The following is a 19,751-nucleotide window of genomic DNA, read 5'->3' on the forward strand; positions in this document are numbered from 1 at the left end:
GAGTCCCTCGACGATGCCGCCAGAACCCACCGACCAGCCCCGTCCTCGCAACCAACGCCCGACCCTGCTGCTCACCGGCGCCACAGGCGTACTCGGCCAGGCCCTGGTCGAAGAGTTCTGCGGCGACTACGACGTGCTCTGCCTGCGCCACCGGACACCGCTGGACGACCCCCGGGTAAGGGAGGTGACTGCGGATCTGCAGGCCCCGGGTCTGGGTCTCTCGGCCGCCCAGCAGCTCGAGCTTGCCGCCGAGGCGGACGTGGTGGTGCACTCCGCCGCGGCCACCAACTGGCGGGCTGCCCCGGCCGACATCTGGCGAACCAACCTCGACGGCACCTTGTCGATGCTCGACCTGGCGGCCCGGGCCGACGCTCCCTTCTTCTACATGAGCACCGCCTTCGTGGCGAATCCGCTCGCAGCCGAGGAACAGGGGCGTTTTCCCGGAGCAGCGGCATACCTCGCTTCCAAGACGGCGGCCGAGGATGCCGTGCGGTCGGCTCCGGCTCCTGGAGTCGTCCTGCGTCCGTCGGTGGTCATGGGTGACTCGACCACCGGCCGGATCGCCCGGGTACAGGGCCTGACCCGGGCGCTCGGGGGGATCGTCAAGGGGCACGTTCCGGTACTTCCGGGCTCGGCCGGGACGAGGATCGACATGGTGCCGCAGGACGTGGTGGCCCGCGCGGTGGGGGACTTGGTCAGGGCTGGCGTCGCCGAGGGGGTGTACTGGCTGACCGCCGGGTCCGCAGCCATCCTGCAGCGGGAAGTCGTCGACGTCTGCCTGGAGTTCGCCGAACGCCACGGTGAGCGCCCCCACCCGCCGCGGCTGATCCCCTTGGAGGCGGTGCACCGGCTGCTGCTCCCGCTTCTCGAGGGACCGTCCTTCCCGGAGTCGGTACGGCGCCGGCTCCAGGACTACGCAGAGCTGCTGCTGGTCTTTCAGCGGGAGTTGCCTTTCGAGTCCCATCTGGGGACGCCGCACTGCGGCACGGCCCCCACGCGCGCCGCGATCCGGTCGGCCCTCGAGCGCAACGTGGAATGCTGGGCGGCCGGCCGCGGTGGCCTGCGTCAACTGCGCCGTCTGCAGACGGCGTCGGCTCCGGCGGAACTGGCGTCATGACCTCCGTACCGGTGGCCCCTCACACCGCCGTGGGATCGTCGGGGGACACGGCCGAACTCTACCGACGCCATCTGGGCTCCGGACGGGCCGTCATGGGCACGGTGCTCGGTGGCATGGTCGAGATGTACTCCGAGGGCGCCTGGGTGCACACCGACGACGGACGCCGCTATCTGGACTTCGGGGGCTACGGTGTCTTCATCCTGGGCCACCGCCACCCCGCGGTGGTCGAGGCGGTGCACCGGCAACTGGACGCTCATCCACTGGCCACCCGGGTGTTCCTGGAGCCCGTCGCCGCCCGGGCCGCCGCCGCACTGGCCTCCCGCACCCCCGCGGGGCTGGACCACGTCCACTTCGTCAACTCCGGTGCCGAGGCCACCGAGGCGGGTCTGAAACTGGCCCGCGCCCATGGCCGCAACGCCCTGGTCACCACCGTGTCCGGCTACCACGGGAAGACCCTGGGAGCACTGAGCGCCACCGCCAGCACCACGTACCAGGCGCCCTTCGAGCCGCTGCTCCCGGACACCACGCGGGTCGCCTACGGGAACCCGGCCGAGCTGGAGGCCGCGCTCGCCGAGCGCCGCGACCGTGCGTGCGTGATCCTGGAGCCGGTGCAGGGCGAGGGAGGGGTGCGTATTCCGCCTCCCGGATATCTGGCGGAGGCGGCCCGGCTGTGCCGCGCATACGGGGCCTTCCTGATCGTGGACGAGGTGCAGACCGGTCTGGGTCGGCTCGGCACCTGGTGGGGTGTGGACGCCGAGGGCGTGGTGCCGGATGTCCTCCTCGTCGGAAAGGGACTGAGCGGCGGCGTGGTGCCGGTGGCCGCGATGGTGGCCACGAAGAACGCCTACGGTCCGTTCTCCCGCGACCCCTACCTCCACACCTCCACATTCGGCGCGTCCCCGATCGCCTGCGCGGCGGCACTGGCGGCGGTGGACACCATGAACCGCGAGGACATCGTGGGCCGGGCCGCCTCCCTCGGCCGGCGTCTGCTCGCCGGCGTCGTTGAGGCCTGCGCCCCTTACCAGGATCGCCTCGTGCACGAAGTCCGCGGCCGCGGCCTGCTGATCGGTATCGAGTTCACCCAGGCGCAGGCCGTCGGCGAGATGCTGCTGGAGTTCGTGGCTCGCGGCGTCCTGGTGAACCACTCGCTGAACTCCACGCGAGTACTCAGACTGACGCCACCGGCGATCGCCGGCCCCGACGAGGGCAGGCTCTTCCTGGCCACCCTCGCCGAAGCCTTGCGGGCGGTGCACGCCCGCCTCGGATGACCGTCTTCCCTGCCCTGTCATGACATCGGCACCACAACCGGAGAGGACGAACCCCATGCGCCAAGTGACGGTACGGATGACGGCCCAGGGCATCGACCCCGAGAACGCCTACCGGAGAATCAGCGACTTCCGTCGATATCCCGAATTCACCAGGACTGTGCGCGAGGTCAACGTGCATCCTCCCCAACCCGACGGCTCCCTGGTTTCCGATTGGACGGTCTCCTTCCGCAACGGACTCATGTGCTGGACGGAACGCGATGCCTTCTCGCCGCTCACACGCTCCATCGCCTTCGAACAGCTCAACGGTGACTTCGAGACCTTCGAGGGCAGTTGGACCTGCGAGGCCCACCAGGACGGCACCGCCATCACCTTCCGGGCCTCGTTCGACCTGGGGATCCCCACACTGGCGGAGATCCTCGACCCGGTGGCCGAGTCGACCCTGCGCACCAACATCCGGCAGATCCTCGAAGGGCTTCTCGGCACGGTGTCACCGGCCGAAGCCGCGGACGCCACGCATGGCTGAGCCGGCCCTGGTGCATCCGCTCTGCCCGGGCGGGCAACTGCAGGACGAACCAGGCCCGGACACCGCGCAATGCCTGCGTCTGTACGCGAAACTCGCTTCCGGTGTCACCGTGGTCACCGCACGGGACGCGGACGGACCCACCGGGATGACGGTCTCCTCCCTCACCTCGCTGTCGGCCAGGCCCCCACTGCTGCTCGCCTGTCTGCGCGAGGGTTCACACACCCTGACGGCGGTCCGGGCTCAGGGCGTGTTCGCGGTGAACCTGCTGCGGGAGGAGCAGCGACCGCGGGCGACCCGCTTCGCGGATCCGGCATCCTCGTCGGCGGAGCGGTTCTGCGGGGTCCCGATCCAATGGGTCCTGGGGGTACCGGTCTTCGGTGACGCGCTGGGGTGGTCGGTCTGCCTGGTCGAGGACATCCGCAGGTACGGCGACCATTGCGCGGTGGTGGGGCAGGCGGCTGCGGTACAGGCGGCGTCGGGGCGGCCGCTGCTCTGGCACGGCCGGGAATTCCGCGCTCTGTCGGGACCGGGCGAGCCGATGGCTGTGGGAAGAGCACCCCGGTGAACCTGTTCGCAGGGGGCACGCCCTGCTGGGAACTCAGTAACCCGGACGGGCGGAGCGGCGGGGACTTGCCGCCCCCGGTACGCGGCCGGCTTGGCGCTGATGTCGTGGTGGTGGGCGCCGGACTGGTGGGGCTGTCCACGGCGTACCACCTGGCGGAGCGCCGGCCTTCGCTGGACATCACGGTGGTGGACGCCAAACGGCCGGCAGCGGGTGCCAGCGGGCGCGGCACCGGGCTGCTGGGCCCGCGGGTGGGCCCGCCGATCGACCAGGCGGTGCGCCGCCACGGCCCAGCCACCGCCCGCCGGATGCACCAGGCCAGCATTGAGGCGGTACGGCACGCCGTGGACCTGTGCGCCCGGCTCGGTGTGCCCTGCACGGACGGCGAGCAGATCGTCGCCGCGCGCTCCCGTACCGGATTGGTGTCGTTGGCTCGGCAGGCTGCCGCTTACCGCACTCTGGGCCTGGACGTGCCGGTGCTCAGCGCCGCTGACATCCGGCGGCGGGTGGACGTGCCGTACCAGGCGGGACTGCTTCACCGGCATACCGCGACCCTCGACCCGGCCGCGCTGACGGCCGCTCTGGCGCGGGCCTGCGAAGACAAGGGCGTGCGGTTGTACGGCGGCAGCCCGCTGCGGGAGGTCCGCGACCGGGACGGACGGATGCCCGAGCTGATGTTCCCGCACGGCTCGGTGCGGGCGCCGCAGGCGGTGCTGGCAGTGAACGCAGGGGTGGCCGGGCTCGGCGTGCCGGTCGGCACGGTGCTTGCGTTGGAGGTGCACGCGGTGGCGACCGAACCGCTGGGCCCCACGGCGCGTGCGCTCCTCGGCGGGGGCGGCCCGGCGGTGATCGACGCGGTGCCGCTGGCTCCGTACTTCCGCCTCACCGGGGACGGCCGACTGGTGGTGGGGGGCGGGACCGTCCTCCACTCGGACGGGGCCGCCCCCCGCCGTGTAGCGATGCTGCGGGCCTATGCCTGGGACCGGCTGGAGCAGTGGCTGAGGACCCTGCACCCCGCTCTGGCGGGGGCGGAGATCACGCACCGTTGGGCGGGCAGGATCGGGGTGACGGCGGACGGCCTTCCTGTGGTGGGGCCGGTCCCGGGCCGTGCAGGCATCTGGTACGCGGGCGGCTGCAACGGGCACGGGCTGGCGATGTCGGTGGCGCACGGCGCCTACCTCTGCGCGGCTCTGCTGGGTGCCGCGGATACGCCCGAGCCGCTGCCCTGGCACCGCCCCCGGGCGCCGCGGCTCCCGGTGTCGAGGATCACCCGCCCGCTGCTGCGGGCCTGTCTGGCCTCGATGGACCGGACGGCCCGCCGCGGTGCATGGCCCGAACTCGGTCCGCGGCGGTAGGGAGCCGCAGACCATCTGATCAATTCCTCGAAGCAGCACGGACGCAGGACTGAAGAGCAGCACGGACGCAGAACTGATCGGGAAAGGGGCACCGGAATGATCGGCACGCTGCTGGCGAGGCCACTGGAACTCATGGAAGCCAACTTCCGCAGGCCGACCGGGCGGGCCGGCCGGTTCTTCGGCCACCTCATGGCCGTACAGCACCGGAGCCTCACCAGGTGGGCGATCGAGCACATGGACGTGCGCGGCCGCCAGCGGGTACTGGACGTCGGCTGCGGTGGAGGCATGGCGGTGCAGCTGCTGTCTCAGCGGGCCGGCCAGGGATTCACCGCCGGGGTGGACTACTCGATGGAGATGGTCGAGCAGGCGGTACGGCGCAACCAGGCGGGAATCGCGCGCAGCCGGGTCGAGATCCGGCACGCCGACTGTGCGGACCTGCCGTACGAGGACTGCCTGTTCGACCAGGTCTGCGCGATCGAGACCTTCTACTTCTGGCCGGATCCCATGCGGGGTCTCGCCGAGGCGCACCGTGTGCTCAAACCGGGCGGCCAGGTGTCGATCACGCTGGAGATGAGCCGGGAGGCCGGTGACGACCCGTCCCTGGTACAACGGGTCTTCGGCCGGCGCTTCACGGAGCGCTCGGAGCGTGCGGGGCTGCACATCCTCTCCGGGGACGACCTGGTGGACAGGCTCACCAAAGCCGGCTTCCGGGACGCCCGGTTCGTGTCGGAGCCGCGCCGATCGCTGGGCTGGGTCTGCGCTCTGGCGCGGAAGTGAGGGCGGGCCGATGACTGAGGCACGCACGTACGCAGCGGTGCCCGCCCCCAGGGCGGAAGGCTTCCCGGTGCTGGGTAACGTCCTGGACTTTCGCCGCGACATCCTGCAGGCCATGCGCCGGGGGCACGCCGCCCACGGCGACCTGGTCCGCTACCGGCTCGGCCCGGTGGCGGTGCATGGCGTGTCCAGCCCGGAGCTGGCCGCCGACGTACTGACCGACACCGACAGGTTCGGCAAACTCGGGCCGGACAACCCGCTGCGGCTGGTCCTTGGCGAGGGCCTGCTGACCGGCGACGACCACAAGAGCTGGCTGCGCAACCGCCGGATGATGCAGCCGATCTACACCAAGCAGTCCCTCGCGGGCATGTTCGCCACGATGGGTGTCTCGGCGGCCGAGCAGATCTCGCACATGTCCGCTCGCTACCGGACGGGCGCGGCACTGGACCTGCACAAGGAGATGATGCGGGTCACCCTCGACATCGTCAGCCGCTGCATGTTCAGCACCGATGTGAGCCGGACCCTGGCCGGGCTCGGACCGGACGCGGTGGACATCGCGATCAACTACGCCTTCGACCGGCTGCAGAACCCGTTCAGCCCGCCCACGCACTGGCCGACCCCGCGCAATCGGCGCTTCCACCAGGTCATGCAGGGACTCGACGACCTCATCTACCGGATCATCGCGGAGCGCCGGAAGTCCCAGGGCCCCGCCGGCGGGGATCTGCTGGACATGCTGCTGGCGGCCCGCGACGCCGACACCGGCAAGGGGATGACCAACCGGGAGTTGCGGGACGAGGTGATCACCACCTTCGCCGCCGGGCACGAGACCACCGCAATCACCCTCACCTGGACCTTCTACCTGCTCTCCCGGCACCGCGCGGTGCTGCGGCGGGTTCAGCAAGAAGTGGACGGCGTACTGGGGCACGAGTTGCCCACCCCCGACGACCTGGCGGCGATGCCGTACACGCTCCAGGTCTTCGAGGAGGCGCTGCGGCTGTACCCGTCGGCGCCGATCGTCCCCCGGCTGGTACTGCGGGACACCGAACTGGGCGGCTACCGGGTGCCGGCCGGGTCACGGGTTCTGGTCAACCTGTTCAACGTCCACCGCCACCCACGGCACTGGCCGGACCCCGAGTGCTTCGACCCGGACCGCTTCCTGCCGGACGTCAGGAAGGAGCGCCACCGTTTCGCCTACCTGCCGTTCGGCGCGGGGCCCCATCTGTGCATCGGGAAGCACTTCGCACTCATGGAGGCCCATCTGCTGCTGACCGCCCTGGTGCGCCGCTGGGAGTTCCGGCATGTCCCCTCACACCGGGTGGTGAATCACGCCAGTATCACTCTGAGGCCGCGGTACGGGATGCTGATGACGATGCATCAGCGGACGTCCTCGGCCGCCCGCCCCGCCAGCGCCCGGTAGACCAGCCAAGCAGACCACCGCGGTACACGACCTGCCGCAGCCGACCGCATCCGGAAGAACGGACCTTCATGAACGCTGACCCAGGGATCTCCGAGCCCGAGCACATCAACTGGACCCGCTACCGGCCGGGCCAGCAGGCCGGCCACTACGAGAGCTTCTACCAGCGAGGCAACCACCCTACGGAGCCCCGCGCCTTTTGGATCAGGTACACCGTCTTCAGCCCGGCGAAGATGCCCGAGGCCGCCATCGGCGAACTCTGGGCCATCTGGTTCGACGGAGTGACCGGGCGGCATGTGGTGGCCAAGGAGGAGTACCCCATCGCCGACTGCCACTTCAGCACCGACTCGTTCGGCGCCCGGGTCGGCGACCGGCTGCTGGAGCCCGGCCGCCTCAAGGGCGAGGCGACCGGGCCGGACGGCAGCATCGGCTGGGATCTGACGTACAGCGGGGGCCAGGCGCCGCTTCTCCTGCTGCCGCCGAACCTGTACAGGGGCGGATTCCCCAAGGCCAAGAGCCTGGTCGGCACGCCGCTCGCCCAGTACAGCGGCAGCCTGCACATCAACGGAGAGACCATCGCCGTCGACGGCTGGACCGGCAGCCAGAACCACAACTGGGGCAGCCGGCACACCGACCACTACGCCTTCGGGCAGGTCGCCGGTTTCGACGGGGAACCCGACAGCTTCCTGGAGGTCGTCACCGCGCGCGCCAAGATCGGCCCGCTGCGCACCCCGAAGGTCACCTTCCTCGTCCTGCGCCACCAGGACCGCGAGTACTCGCTGGTGTCGCTGCGGCAGGCGCTCTCCGCCAAGGCGGACTTCGGCTACTTCTACTGGGACTTCGCCAGTTCCGACGAGGCCGTCGACATCCGCGGGCGGATGACCGCCCCGGCGGAGCGGTTCGTCGGCCTGAACTACTACAACCCGCCCGGCGGGATCAAACACTGCCTCAACACGAAGATCGGTTCCTGCTCGGTGCAGGTCGTCAACCGGATGACCGGCAAGCGGATCGAACTCAATACGGACAGCCGTGCTCTGATGGAGATCCTCACGGACGACCGTGAGCACGGCATCACCATCCGCGCGTGACCGGCGCGGCTGCGCTCACCGAGAGCATCACGGTCCAGGTGGCACCGCTCACGGCGTACACCGCTGTGAGCGACGTCTCCCGGATGGGACAGTGGAGTCCGGAGTCGCGCGGCGCACGGGTGCTGGGCAGTCGAGGGGAGTCTGCTTCTCTTTCAAGGTCCGCTTTCTGGGCGTGGCCCTCTCCCGGTGGACGTACGACGCCGCCCTCCAGGGCTGCCTGGAGGGCGGCGAGTGTCGTTCTCATCGGGGCCACGGCCCCCTGACGCCGGCACACCGGCAGCGGCGCCGGCGGCTCATCGGGATCGGCGGCGGTGATCCAGCAGCAGCGCCATGGCGCCCAGAGCGAACAGGCCCCGGTAGGGCCTGCGTTCGCCTCCCATGGAGGACGGCGTCCTCGGCTGGTGGACCTGGAGCGCGAACCGCCGGTTGGCCGCATCGGCCAGCAGCCCACGCAGTTGCTCAGGGCTGGTGCTGGCGGTGACCATCAGGTCCATCGCCGTACGAGCCACCTGCTCCAGTGAGATGAATTCGCTGAGCAGGGACAGCACGATGCCCCGGACCTCGCCCTTGAAGATCTCCGCCAGCGACAGTTCGGGAGCCAGGCAGCGCACCGAGCCCTCGAGGTTGGCGAAGGATTTCCCCAGCAACGAGATCGCGGGAGCGGAGCCGATGCCCCGTTTGGTGGCCTTTTCCAGCACTGTGGTCAGCGAAACGCCGAAATTGAGTTCGTCCAGCGAGGCATTGGCAATCTTGGGGACCAGCGCCGCCATGTCGGCGGCGAACGCCGGCAGGTTCGCCCAAGCGGTGAGTTTCCCCATGTCGGCCCAGGCGCGGGCCAGACCGTGTCCGTCGTTCTGGGCCAGTGCCATCAGCAGCGGGAGCAACTGCAGGCTGGTCCGCTTGTCCAGGCGCCCCACCATGCCCCAGTCGATCAGAGTCGCCTGCCCTCCGGGCAGGGCGAAGACATTGCCCGCATGCGGATCCGCGTGGAACGTTCGCTGGATGAAGTAGCCGCGGTACATGAACCGCAACAGGTCTTTTCCGATGTCGGTGCGTTCGCTGTCGCTGAAGGCCCTCCGGTCCAGATGCCGTACGGACATACCGGGCGCCATGGACTGCACCAGCACCCGGGGTGTGGCCGACAGCACTTCGGGGACTGCCAGTGTGCGGAAGTCCCGCACCGCCTCCCGAGCCTCCTCCATGTTGTGCGCCTCACCGGTGAAGTCCAGTTCAGGCTCCATGGCGTCGAAGATCGAGCCCAGCATCGCCTCGACGTCGATGACCTCGTTGAACCGTGGTGCCACCCGTGCCACGATCCGGGCCGCCCTGCGCAGCAGGGCCATGTCCGCTTGCACCGCCTCGCGGATCGCGGGCCTCTGGATCTTCACGACCGCCGGCCGTCCCCCGGGGAGGGCCACCCGGTAGACCTGGGCCAGCGATGCGGCTCCCAGGGGGTGCTCGGTGTCGATGTCGTCGAACCTGAGTTTCCAGTCAGCGCCGAGATCACGCGCCAGAACGGGCTCGAACGTGGAGAACGGCTGCACGTCGACCTGGTCGTGCAGGTTCTGCAACTCGGCGATCATCGTGGGCGGGACCATGTCCGGCCGCGTGGAGAGGATCTGGCCGAGCTTCACATAGAACGGTCCCAGGCTCTCCAGAGCATGCCGTACGGCTCGGGCACGCCGCTGGGCGTCCCCGGCGGAGGCCACCTCAGCCTCCGCCGGGGACCGGCCGTCCCTTCTGGATCTGCCGCGTTCCCGCGCCGCATGACCGACCTCGTCGGCGATCAGACCGCCCAGCACCTTCACGACCAGCCGGAGCCGGTCGCCGACCAAGGCCCTCACGACGCGGGTTCCCTCCTCGAGTTCTGCACCAGCCGGCCCGGCGTACCAGACACGGTCAGCGATCGGCGGGGCGACAACGGAGCGACAGGACGGCCGTGGTCATCACTTCTTGCTCGGCGGACGGACCCCGGCGGTCTCTGCGACGTCCCGGACGGCGTCCAGGGCACCGACAAGCGTGGAAAGCAGTTCGGTCAGCCTGGCGATCTGCTGGGGCAGCGTCGCCAGCGATTCGGCCAGGCCGCCCAACGCGCCTGCCGAAGCGGGCAACGCGGCGGCGGAAGCGGGCAACGCAGCTGCCGCACCAGCGAGTTGACCGAAGGCCGAGAGCGGATTGGCCGGTGCGGTCGCCCCACTGAGGGCCGCCACGGGATTGACGGCGCCCGCCAGGGCGGCGAGCGGGTTGGCCGCCCCGGCGAGGACCCCCAAGGGGTTCACCGCCCCGGAGTTGCGGTCCGCGGTGTCAGCCAGGGTGGCGAACGGGTTGGCACCCGCGAGCGCCGCCATGGGGTTCACGGCGCCGAACGCCGCCAGCGCCTGGAGCGCTCCGACCGGCGTCCCGGCCAGAGCCGCCAGTGGATGGCCGGAGGGGAACCAGTCCGGGAGGTTGGATTTATTGGACTTGTTCGGCGGATCAAGGAATTCGTTGAAAGCCCTGTTGGAGCTGTCGGCGATGTCGCTGAGGAAGTTCTTGATGGTGTCCTGCGTGCTCGGCTTGTCAGCCACTCTGACGGACGTCCTTCCTGAATGGGCATCACGGAATCAACCGGGATGCCGAACCATTTTTCTTCCCGGTCATCCGCAGGGCTAGCCCAGGGTTTTGCTGCACATGTGACGGAGTCTTGCCCGGCCACGTGTGAAAGCACCCTCGGCGGCCTTTACGGAAATCTGCTTGATGCGGGCGAATTCGGCAACGGAGATCCCGTCGGCCCGCGCGAGTATGACTTGCCGTTCCCTGCCGCGGAGCTGATGGGCCTGCCGAAGCAGCCAGCGGCCGAACTCCTGGTCGCAGACGGCCTCCTCCAGCATCTCCGCCTCTCGCCCGGCATCCGTGCGCTGCAGCAGGCGTGTCCAGCGCTCACGTTCCCGGTAGTAGTCGATGCACAGCCGCATGGCGACCGTGGTCAGGAACGCCCCTAGTCGATCGGGGTCCAGATCGCGATGGGCCGCCGCTCGCAGCAGAGCCTCCTGGACGCAGTCCTCGGCGTCATGGAGGTTGGGCAGTCGACGGCGCACCAGACGGATAAGGCGCTCACGATGCTGGATTACCTCATACCAGGAGGAATTTCCAGATGAATGCATGCACGTCACCAATGATCGAACGACTGAAATGTGCCTAGTGAGTTTTTTCGTGCATGCTCTATTGCAGTCCAAGGGCCTCCATGTTTCTCCCCCTTCCCGTCCTGTGTGACCAGAACATTCCTTGCCGTGGGCGGAGATAGGCAAACCCGGCCCATGGATAGTAGTACTAAATTCGGCTTGAATTCACATCCGGCTTAAATCCGCTGACGTTCGGGGGCGCTAGTCGCACATCCCCTGACATCCCCTGCTGTACGGCGGCGGTGTGATCGGGCAGGCTGTGGCGGGCGCGGTGGCGCCTCGTCTGCCTGCGGTTTGGCCAAGGGACGGGACGCGCCCTACTCGTCGGGCGCGTCCATCGCGTGGAAGGGGCGGGCTCGTGAGGAGGCTCCTTCGTGTGGGCATCGAGGGGGGCGGGAGAGGTGTGTGGGCGCGGGCTGTGCCGGCTATCCGACGGTGTAGGGGAGGAACTTCACGGAGGAGGCGACGTCGTTGAAGCCGTTGCCGTTGTTGAAGCTGATGGACTCGCCGGGCAGGAGTGTCACGGGGACGCCCTTGTAGTCGTAGTCGGGGTAGATGCGGACGAGGTAGCGGCTGTTGTTGACGAGGGAGCTGGTGACGTCGTTGAAGTTGTAGTCGTCGAGGTGTGTGATGTCTTCGGTGGTGCGCAGGATGCGGGCGTTGGTGGGGACGTTGTAGTCCCAGTTGTCGTAGAGGCACACATAGCCTCGGGTGCAGGCGTCGCGGCCATGGCCCCGGATGATGGAGGCGTCGGCGGAGGCGGGGGTGGCTGCTGCCAGCAGGGCGGCGGTGACGAGTGCGGCGGCGGCAGCGGTGCGACGTGTGCGGCGGGCGGCGCGGGACACGGGCGTTCCTTCCGGAAGAGGGGGGAGGGGCGGCCGCAGCCGGCCCCGAAGACCTGTCCAGCATCCCGACTGCACACAGTAACGCCAATACTACTATTGGTAACTCATGGAGGTGTCGGAGTACATGCCAAGCGGCACTCCCTCTGGCGAGTACGCCCGCCAACTGGGCGCTCTCCCACGCCTCTTGCGCCGACGCTTCACCAGTGCTAGCAAGCCGCGCTGCCGGGCTCGGTACCAGTGCGGAGGTTCGTTCACGTGGTTGGCCGGGGGAGAGGGCTTCCGGATTGGCCGGCTGGGTGTGAGCGTCGTCGGCCGCGCGTGGCCGGATCGGCGCGGCTGCTGTGCGGCGGGGTGTCTCTCTACAGTCGGCCTCGGCCGGTAGGACCGGTACAGGCGATGGGGACGGCTTGTGGGTGTTGCGGCGAAGAGCGCTTACGAGAGTGCGGATCGTCTGCTGAAGGCGTACGGGGTCGACCCGGTGCGCGGGTTCCTCCCGGTCCGGGACCCTGCCCGGCCGAATCCCGAACCGTTTGTCGCCTGGGACGAGTTCACGGCCGTGCTGCCAAGCTCCTCGCCGCGGGACGGGTGCGTCAAGAGATCACCGCTTTGGGACCGGCGCCCGATCCCCGGTCCCTGACCGGCCCGGCCGAGCGGGAGCGCGCGATGCTGCTCTCCTGTCTTGGGCATGCGTACCTCTTCGCCGAGTCCCGCGGCCCCTGCGGCAGGCTGCCGGTACAGCTGGCGCTGCCGTGGTGGCAGGCGGCACGGCTGGTAGGGCGCCCGCCGGTGCTCACCTATGCCTCGCACACCCTGGCCAACTGGAGACGGTTCGATCCCCAGGGCCCGATCGCCCTGGGCGACATCGCGCGTTTGGAGAACTTCCTCGGGGCCTGGACGAGGAGTGGTCCGTTCTGGTCCACGTGTACTCGCTGTCCTGCGGAGGATGCCGGAGGACTGCGACCCGTACATCCACTACCACCTGGCTCGCCCGTTCCAGATCGGCTGGTCGGACGCCCGGCTGTGCTCGAGGGCATCGTCTACGAGGGGGTGACGGCCTATGGCGGGAGAGGGCAGAAGTTTCGCGGCGGGACCGGGGTGCAGAGTTCGGTCATCCCCGCCTTCGTCACGGTCCTGGGCGGCACACCCTTCATGACCTATCTCCGCCGGCACGCCCAGGACACCGACCGCTACCTCGTTGCCCTACAACGGCACCGCACCTGAAGACGCGGCCTGCATGGCCCCTTTCTGGTGGCGTCACGCCGCCTGGGGATGTGCGACTGTCACCGTTCGGCGTGATCACTTCGCGGAGCTTTGCCTGCGGTCGACGTGGGGTGTACCGGAGAGGTGAGGAGGGTGCGCAGATCGATGACGCGGTAGCCGCGTGAAGTGACCGTATCGAGGATCCGTGGCAGGGCGTGGGCGTCGATCACGTCGGTGCGGTCCTCGGCCGCGCCGACGTGCATCTGCAGGATGGCTCCAGGGCGCAGGGCGTCCAGCGCCCTGGCCACCGCGATGTCCACGGTCATGCCTCCTTCGGTGCCCTTCCAGCCGTTGGTGTCGGTGGTGAATTCGATGTCCGCGAATCCGAGTGCGTTGACCACCTTGATCTGGGCGGGGCTGGTCTGGCTGTAGGGGAACCGGAAGAACGGGGTCAGAGTTCCTGCGGCCCCGGCCGTGCGCAGGGCCTGATCCGCTGCTTGGATCTCGCGGCGTGCTGCGGCGGCGGTCAGGTCCTTGAAGTAGGGGTGGCTGTAGGAGTGGTTGCCCAGCCCGTGTCCCGCAGCCGCGATCTTTTTGACCACCTGGGGGTGGCGATCGGTGAAGTCGCCGGTCAGGAAGAAGGTGGCAGGCGCGTGCCGGCGGGCCAGGTCTCCGAGGATGCTGTCCAAACCGGCGTCGTTCCAGGCCGCGTTGAACGTCACCGCTACCACCCGCTCGCGTGTGCGGATCACGCGGTTCTCCGATCCGAACAGCGCCCGCAGCCCATGCCCGTCCGCAACCGCCGCCAGGCCCGGCGAAGAAGGCTTGTGCGTCCGTGCCCAGGACCTGGGCACGGACGGACAGAGGACGGCGAACAGCCCGGCGCCCACCTGGAGGTGGCGGCGGAGGACAAGACGGCGTGTCAGGACGGCAGAACTCGTTTCCATGCCACTGCCATCGGCCGGCCGGGGCCCGCCCTTGAGCCCGTACCGCCCCGGCTGGCTCACCTGCCCGGACCATGCCGTCACCTCGATCGCCGAGTCTCCTGAATCGGCCTGAACGTCGTACATGAGGAGCGACCGGCAGTGGGGATGTTCTTCGCAGACAGCCGTGCGTGGCTGCGCGGGCTGGGAGTTCCCGACTGTGATCCGGACACGAACTTGGCTGGTGTGGTCGGTGTCGCCAACTCCTCTGCGGCCTCCACGCGAGCCTGGTTCTCGGTCGCGATCCGGTTGTACTTCTCATCCATCGACCGGTGGTCATGGCCCGGCACGTCGACCGCCGCCACCGCGAAACCGCCTCCGGCCACAAAGCGGCGCTTCCGGTAGGTAATCCGTCGGTGGCCACCAGCGACGCTGCAAGGAAGCTCAGAGGCCGTCCAGTTGGTTACAGACCGACCGGGTTGACGAAGGTACCCGGGTGGGTGGCGCCGTCCTGCTTGAGGATCTGGCCGCCGAACGGCCACTTCAGGGTGAAGTGCGTCGTCTCGTTCGGCGGGGTGACCAGGAACTTCGACGGGACGAACTTCTCCTTCTGCGGCGTGGACTTGGCCACCGGGAGCAGGGTGATGCTGAAGTCCGTCGTGTCCCCCTGACCCAGGGTCAACTTTTCGGGCTTCTTGGAGGAGCGCGCCAGCGACCAGGTGCCGTCGGTCTTCTGAGCGCCGACCATGTCGACACCGGCGAAGCCGGACAGGGTGCAGGTGTGCTTGCTCCGGTTGGTGAACCAGATGTACGCCTGGGTCTGCTTCTTGGTCTGGCCCATCTCCGGCTTCGCGTCATCCCCCGTGGCGAAGCCCGCCTTCAGGTCGGCAGTGTGGCAGCGGGCCGGGGCGGCGGCCTTGGCGGGGGCGGCCGAGGCCGGGACGGCGGCAGCGGCAGTGCCGGCGACGACGATCGTTGCAAGGGCCACGGCGGTCAGCTTGCTCTTCATGAAGTTTCGGTTCCCCTCGAATACGAATCGGCGCGCGAGGTCAGTGCGCGCCTACGCACCTGAAGACGTGCAATGCCCGAGTTGCGGTTTCATCTTCGTCCGAGGTTTCACGTCATGAATCCGGCGGACCGGGCTCTGGGATCCGCGAGTCGATGCGCACCGTCGGCGGAGGATGCGCACTGAATGCGCAAATCCGGGGACCAGAGCACATTCGTTACGTTCCGTAGCTGTCGTTGCCGATCTCTTGTGATCTTTCGGAGGAGGGCATGCCGGGGGCTCCGTAGCGTCCAGGCATGACGGCACGGAGTACAGGCAGTGCCTCTCGTACGCGCAAGATTCCTACAGCGTCGATCCGGTACGAGGACACGTCGGTGCGTGAGGTGCCGGTCCGGCAGCTTCGGTTGGCAGACTTCACGGAGTCGAAGCCGTGGCGGAATGTCCGGTCGGTACACGGGATGACCCATCACTCGGGCAAATGCGCGTGCGCGACACACCCCCGTCCAGGCACGTCAACGAGAACTGACACGCCGTCATTCCCGCCCCGGCTACAAACTCACTTTGTTACCAGTCCTAACCCGGGGCCGCCCGCTCGTTCAGTGTCCGGGCCGCGCCGGCCCGCCAAGGGCGCCTTCGGCGTCGCTCACGCGATGCGCTGCGCGCACCTGGACCGGCCACCACGGCCCTGGTGCTGGCTGGCTATCAGGCGGCCCCTCCCTTGTGGCGCCCGTCCGCAGGTCAGCGCGGGTCTGCCTGGGGAATCGAGCCGAGCAACTCTGAGGCGAAGCCGATCACGGGGTGGCCGAATTCAAGGAGCCCCTTCACCCGGAGGCTAACTGCCGTACGGCATGTCGGGCCGTCAGTCAGTCCTTCCCCCGATGGTCACGAGCCGTGGCTCAGGAAGCGCTTGAGTGCGTCGAGCCAAGCGGTGTCGCTGTTGCCGTTCTGGCCGCCTCCCCATACGGCGACGGCCTTGGTGACCTTGCCGCAGGCTTGAAGCTCGTAGGACCACAGCGCGGGGGACACGTACCGCCCGGATCCCGGTCGGTCTCGGAACTGGGGCCACAGGAACGGGTATACGGGTTTGCCGGGGGCGATCTGCTGCGCCTCGGCGCGAGCCTGATCGAGCCGGTGCTGCCAGCGGGCCTCGGTGTCCTTCGAGTCTGTGTAGAGACTGGGAAGGAAGACATCCTCGTGCGCCGCGAGGGCGCGGCCCAACGGATAGTAGCGGCGGCCGGTGTTGCCGAGCAGATCCCAAAAGCCGATCTGCTTGCGCGGAGCGACTTCACGCGTCCACGTCAGCAGGGTCGACAGTTTCCGGAAGTGGCGCTTGGCCGCCTCTGGTGTGCCCGTGAGGTAGAGGGTCTCGTAGTCGAGGACGAGTGGCCCGGGGTTTGCCATGTGCTGCCGTACCAGCTTCTGGTAGGCGGCCTTCGGGGGCAGGTTGAGTTCGGTGGTGGGGCGGCCGTTGGGGCTGCGTACGGGCTGCCCAGAGAGGGCCGCCACCCGACCCTCGTAAATGATGTCGGCCTTGACCGCGCCGTACTGCGTCAGATCGAGGTGGGCGTAGAACGTTGTGTCGTAGGCGGTGAACTGGTGCGGAGCAACAGCCCGCGTAGGAGGCGAGGACGCTGCCGAAGGAGCGTCCGATGCGCCGTTTTGGCAGGCGGTCAGCAATAGCATGCCCATGACAGTCGCAAGAGGACGTCGCACGTTTCGAAGCTACCTATCTAGTTTGTGGGCCTTCACAAGGAACGGGGAGCCGGGGGACCGACCGTCGGAGCGGATCGGCGTCGTCGAGGTGTTAACGCTGCGCGTCTGCGCCTGTGGGATCGGCGGCGGCCTGTACGAGGTTGTGCTCCAGGCGTTCCAGGGTGAGCAGGGCCGCGATCCGCTCGTCGGCGGACATGCCGGCGGTCGAGAGGTCCTCGAGTTGGCTCCAGACCCGCTCGACCTCGCGGCGCAGGGCATGGCTCGCCGCTGTGGGCTCGATGAGCGAGGCGCGCTTGTCGGTGGGGTCGGGGCGGCGGCGGACGAAGCCGGCCTGTTCCAGGCGCCGGACGGTGCGGGTCATGGTGGCCGCGTCGGAGTCCAAGAGGCGCACCAGGGCAGCCTGCCGCTGGGGGCCCAACTCCCACAGATGCATCATGACCAGCTCCTGGCCCGGATGCAGCCCGATACGGCGCAGCAGCTGTCCGGCGAACATGCGGTGCAGGCGGGCCAGGCGAAAGATCGCGTGACTGATCGGGCCACTGCCGGCCGCGGCTGGCACCGGGACGGTGGCCTCCTGTCCCGTTTCCGGGGAACTCCCTCCGGCTTCGGGGGTGAACTCTGCCATCTCTCCCTCACTTTCCTGCCCGAGCAACTTGATCCTACCTTCCGGTAGGTGACCCGAAGCTCCGCCCTGCTCCGGGCAGCGATAGGTCCAGTTACAGGCGCGTGATGCACGCCACACAACCCTTCAGGAATGAACCCGCCGCATTTACCTGTTCGGACAGGTGATTTACTTGTCCGAACAGGTAAATGCCGTGGTGCGGGCCAGCGGGTCCGGGCCGCAGAGCGCACTCATCTGGAGGAAGAGACCATGACCACTGCATTCGAGCCGATCGACCTGGGCGGCCGCCGCCTGACCAGCCGCGTCGTGATGGCGCCGATGACCCGAAGCCGCGCCTACGGGCCGGGCGCCGAGCCGACCGAGCTGATGGCGACGTACTACGCACAGCGCGCCGGCGCCGGGCTGATCGTCACGGAAGGCATCCAGCCTTCGCCGGTCGGCCAGGGCTACCCCGACACCCCCGGCCTGCACACGCCCGGACAGGTGCAGGCGTGGCGGACGGTGACCGACGCCGTGCACCGCGCGGGCGGCGTGATCTTCGCCCAGCTGATGCACACCGGCCGGATCGGCCACCCGAGCCTCCTCCCCGACGGTCTGGTGCCGGTGGCGCCGTCGGCGGTGGCCGCCAAGGGCCAGGTCTTCACCCATGAGGGGCCGAAGGACTTCGTGACGCCGAAGGAGCTGAGCGAGACGGAGATCCGGCAGACGATCGCCGACTTCGCCGCCGCGGCCCAGGGCGCGATCGAGGCCGGGTTCGACGGCGTGGAGATCCACGGCGCCAACGGCTACCTGATCCACCAGTTCCTCGCACCGAACACCAACCAGCGCACCGACGCCTGGGGCGGCGGCACCGAGGGCCGGATCCGCTTCGCCATCGAGGTCGTCACGGCCGTCGCCGAGGCGATCGGCAGCCACCGGGTCGGCCTGCGGATATCACCCGGAAATCCGTACAACGACATGTCCGAGGACAGCCTGGGCGAGGTCTACACCGCCCTGCTGGACCGGCTCGCCGGCCTGGAGGTCGCCTACCTGCACCTGATGGAAGGGCCGGACCGCGACCTGACCGCGTCCCTGCGTAGCACCTGGTCCGGCACGTTCGTCCTCAACCCCTTCACCTACCCCGACGCCACCGGCCCCGACGCGCTGAAGCTGATCGAGGACGGCACGGCGGACATGGTCGCCTACGGGGCGCTGTTCCTGGCCAACCCCGACCTGCCCCAGCGTCTCGCCGCCGGCGGTCCGTTCAACACCCCGGACCCGTCCACCTTCTACGGTGGCGACCACCGCGGCTACACCGACTACCCGACCTTGGACTGACGTCCGTTGCCGCGCTGCGGCCTGCCTGCATTCCGCGTTGCACCAGTGCGATCGCGCTATGCGCGTTCGCGGCCGTGCTCGTGACCGCACTCGTGCTCGTGCCGGTATTCGGTGCCGCCGTACCGGCCGAAGGTCGATCAGAAGTCAGCTCCTGCACCGCTGCTGGCGCTCGGTTTGCGGCTGGGCCGTGCCTCAAGACCGTGCGGGCACGGGGTCGACGGTGGTGAGCCACTGGGTGACGAGGGTGTCGATGAACTCGTCGGTGGCTTCGGCCCGGTCGAAGAAGAGGCGGGCGAGGAGGGGACCGTAGAGCAGGCTGTACTGCTCGTCGGTGATCTGCAGGCCGGACGGTTCCAGGAGCTTGTTCAGTGCGGCGAGGCGGTCCTCCATGATCCGGGCCATGGCCTGGGCGCTGTCGGCGTCATGGTCGGCTTCGGCGGCGATGGCCAGCGCGGCGGTGCGGGTGGCGGGGACGGTAAGGCCGGCGCGCAGGCTGACCAGCCAGGCAGTGGCGACGGCGCGTACGTCGGTGCCGGGTTCGGGGTAGCCGACGTCGGGGCCTTGCAGGGTGACGTCCGAGAGCAGGGCCGCGCGGTTGGGCCAGTGCCGGTACAGGGTCTGACGGGTGACACCGGCCCGTTCGGCCAGCAGCGCGGTGGTCAACCCGGTCAGCCCGACCTCGGGCAGCAGCTCACGGGCGACGGCCAGGATGCGGGCGCGGGTGCGCTGGACGCGAGGGTTGTCCGGATTCGGCTGACGCCGGTGGACGGGCGGCATGGACGACATGGAGCCCATCCTACCCGGAATCACACACATCGTGTGACGCGCGTCACCCCGCACCGACTTCATATTTCACACGAGTT

The 19,751-nt window shown here is 68.9% G+C and carries 19 protein-coding genes; 10 read left to right on the forward strand and 9 right to left on the reverse strand.

Annotated features, from left to right (window positions below; genetic code table 11):
• Nucleotides 1–13 precede the first annotated feature (13 nt).
• The 8 genes from A6P39_RS40845 to A6P39_RS40880 all read left to right on the forward strand — a co-directional run bounded on the left by A6P39_RS40845 (nucleotide 14) and on the right by A6P39_RS40880 (nucleotide 8,101).
• Entirely contained in the window at nucleotides 14–1,117 is a 1,104-nt protein-coding gene (locus A6P39_RS40845; RefSeq protein WP_067039711.1) for an SDR family oxidoreductase, read from the forward strand.
• Nucleotides 1,114–2,385: an aspartate aminotransferase family protein gene (locus A6P39_RS40850; RefSeq protein ID WP_067039715.1), complete on the forward strand. Its 1,272-nt coding sequence runs from the start codon at nucleotides 1,114–1,116 to the stop codon at nucleotides 2,383–2,385. Before A6P39_RS40845 ends, A6P39_RS40850 begins: the two co-directional genes overlap by 4 nt.
• Before the next feature lie 55 nt (nucleotides 2,386–2,440).
• Nucleotides 2,441–2,908 (forward strand): SRPBCC family protein, encoded by a 468-nt coding sequence (locus A6P39_RS40855; RefSeq protein ID WP_067039717.1) that lies wholly within the window; start codon nucleotides 2,441–2,443, stop codon nucleotides 2,906–2,908.
• Nucleotides 2,901–3,473 (forward strand): flavin reductase family protein, encoded by a 573-nt coding sequence (locus A6P39_RS40860; protein ID WP_067039719.1) that lies wholly within the window; start codon nucleotides 2,901–2,903, stop codon nucleotides 3,471–3,473. The genes A6P39_RS40855 and A6P39_RS40860 overlap by 8 nt, the downstream gene beginning before the upstream one ends.
• Nucleotides 3,470–4,825, forward strand: coding sequence for an NAD(P)/FAD-dependent oxidoreductase (locus A6P39_RS40865; protein WP_079133135.1), 1,356 nt, complete (start codon nucleotides 3,470–3,472; stop codon nucleotides 4,823–4,825). Before A6P39_RS40860 ends, A6P39_RS40865 begins: the two co-directional genes overlap by 4 nt.
• A gap of 96 nt (nucleotides 4,826–4,921) precedes the next feature.
• Nucleotides 4,922–5,602 (forward strand): class I SAM-dependent methyltransferase, encoded by a 681-nt coding sequence (locus tag A6P39_RS40870; protein WP_067039728.1) that lies wholly within the window; start codon nucleotides 4,922–4,924, stop codon nucleotides 5,600–5,602.
• A gap of 10 nt (nucleotides 5,603–5,612) precedes the next feature.
• Nucleotides 5,613–7,016 carry a cytochrome P450 gene (locus A6P39_RS40875; protein ID WP_067039730.1) on the forward strand — a complete coding sequence of 468 codons (1,404 nt, stop codon included), beginning with the start codon at nucleotides 5,613–5,615 and terminating at the stop codon, nucleotides 7,014–7,016.
• A 68-nt stretch (nucleotides 7,017–7,084) separates the two neighbouring features.
• Complete coding sequence (locus tag A6P39_RS40880; protein WP_079133136.1) at nucleotides 7,085–8,101, forward strand: hypothetical protein; 1,017 nt, start codon at nucleotides 7,085–7,087, stop codon at nucleotides 8,099–8,101.
• Between the two features lie 293 nt (nucleotides 8,102–8,394).
• Here A6P39_RS40880 and A6P39_RS40885 read toward each other — a convergent pair whose 3' ends face one another.
• The 4 genes from A6P39_RS40885 to A6P39_RS40900 all read right to left on the reverse strand — a co-directional run bounded on the left by A6P39_RS40885 (nucleotide 8,395) and on the right by A6P39_RS40900 (nucleotide 12,107).
• On the reverse strand, nucleotides 8,395–9,945 hold the full coding sequence (locus tag A6P39_RS40885) for an ABC1 kinase family protein (RefSeq protein WP_067039733.1): 1,551 nt from the start codon (nucleotides 9,943–9,945) through the stop codon (nucleotides 8,395–8,397).
• A 102-nt stretch (nucleotides 9,946–10,047) separates the two neighbouring features.
• A complete protein-coding gene (locus A6P39_RS40890; protein WP_067039735.1) occupies nucleotides 10,048–10,668 on the reverse strand; it encodes a hypothetical protein in 621 nt (206 codons plus the stop codon).
• An 81-nt stretch (nucleotides 10,669–10,749) separates the two neighbouring features.
• The gene (locus A6P39_RS40895; RefSeq protein ID WP_079133137.1) at nucleotides 10,750–11,244 is read right to left on the reverse strand and encodes an RNA polymerase sigma factor; all 495 of its coding nucleotides are present in this window, start codon (nucleotides 11,242–11,244) and stop codon (nucleotides 10,750–10,752) included.
• Nucleotides 11,245–11,687: 443 nt separating this feature from the next.
• A complete protein-coding gene (locus A6P39_RS40900) occupies nucleotides 11,688–12,107 on the reverse strand; it encodes a peptidase inhibitor family I36 protein (protein ID WP_067039737.1) in 420 nt (139 codons plus the stop codon).
• A 585-nt stretch (nucleotides 12,108–12,692) separates the two neighbouring features.
• Here A6P39_RS40900 and A6P39_RS40905 point away from each other — a divergent pair.
• Nucleotides 12,693–13,328 carry a hypothetical protein gene (locus A6P39_RS40905; RefSeq protein ID WP_159395934.1) on the forward strand — a complete coding sequence of 212 codons (636 nt, stop codon included), beginning with the start codon at nucleotides 12,693–12,695 and terminating at the stop codon, nucleotides 13,326–13,328.
• 59 nt (nucleotides 13,329–13,387) lie between these two features.
• Here the strand turns inward: A6P39_RS40905 and A6P39_RS40910 are convergent, their stop codons facing one another.
• The 4 genes from A6P39_RS40910 to A6P39_RS40930 all read right to left on the reverse strand — a co-directional run bounded on the left by A6P39_RS40910 (nucleotide 13,388) and on the right by A6P39_RS40930 (nucleotide 17,574).
• The gene (locus tag A6P39_RS40910; RefSeq protein ID WP_159395935.1) at nucleotides 13,388–14,059 is read right to left on the reverse strand and encodes a polysaccharide deacetylase family protein; all 672 of its coding nucleotides are present in this window, start codon (nucleotides 14,057–14,059) and stop codon (nucleotides 13,388–13,390) included.
• A 634-nt stretch (nucleotides 14,060–14,693) separates the two neighbouring features.
• Entirely contained in the window at nucleotides 14,694–15,239 is a 546-nt protein-coding gene (locus A6P39_RS40920; RefSeq protein ID WP_067039743.1) for a DUF4232 domain-containing protein, read from the reverse strand.
• An 879-nt stretch (nucleotides 15,240–16,118) separates the two neighbouring features.
• A complete protein-coding gene (locus tag A6P39_RS40925; protein WP_159395936.1) occupies nucleotides 16,119–16,919 on the reverse strand; it encodes a hypothetical protein in 801 nt (266 codons plus the stop codon).
• A gap of 121 nt (nucleotides 16,920–17,040) precedes the next feature.
• Nucleotides 17,041–17,574, reverse strand: a complete 534-nt coding sequence (locus tag A6P39_RS40930) for a MarR family winged helix-turn-helix transcriptional regulator (protein WP_067039747.1) — start codon at nucleotides 17,572–17,574, stop codon at nucleotides 17,041–17,043.
• Between the two features lie 246 nt (nucleotides 17,575–17,820).
• Between A6P39_RS40930 and A6P39_RS40935 the strand changes: the two genes are divergently transcribed.
• Nucleotides 17,821–18,888, forward strand: a complete 1,068-nt coding sequence (locus tag A6P39_RS40935; RefSeq protein WP_067039750.1) for an alkene reductase — start codon at nucleotides 17,821–17,823, stop codon at nucleotides 18,886–18,888.
• 192 nt (nucleotides 18,889–19,080) lie between these two features.
• On the opposite strand, the gene A6P39_RS40940 is transcribed toward A6P39_RS40935, so the two are convergent.
• Complete coding sequence (locus tag A6P39_RS40940) at nucleotides 19,081–19,674, reverse strand: TetR/AcrR family transcriptional regulator (protein ID WP_234378728.1); 594 nt, start codon at nucleotides 19,672–19,674, stop codon at nucleotides 19,081–19,083.
• Nucleotides 19,675–19,751: the final 77 nt, after the last annotated feature.

The sequence above is a fragment of the Streptomyces sp. FXJ1.172 genome (genome assembly GCF_001636945.3).
Lineage (GTDB): Bacteria > Actinomycetota > Actinomycetes > Streptomycetales > Streptomycetaceae > Streptomyces.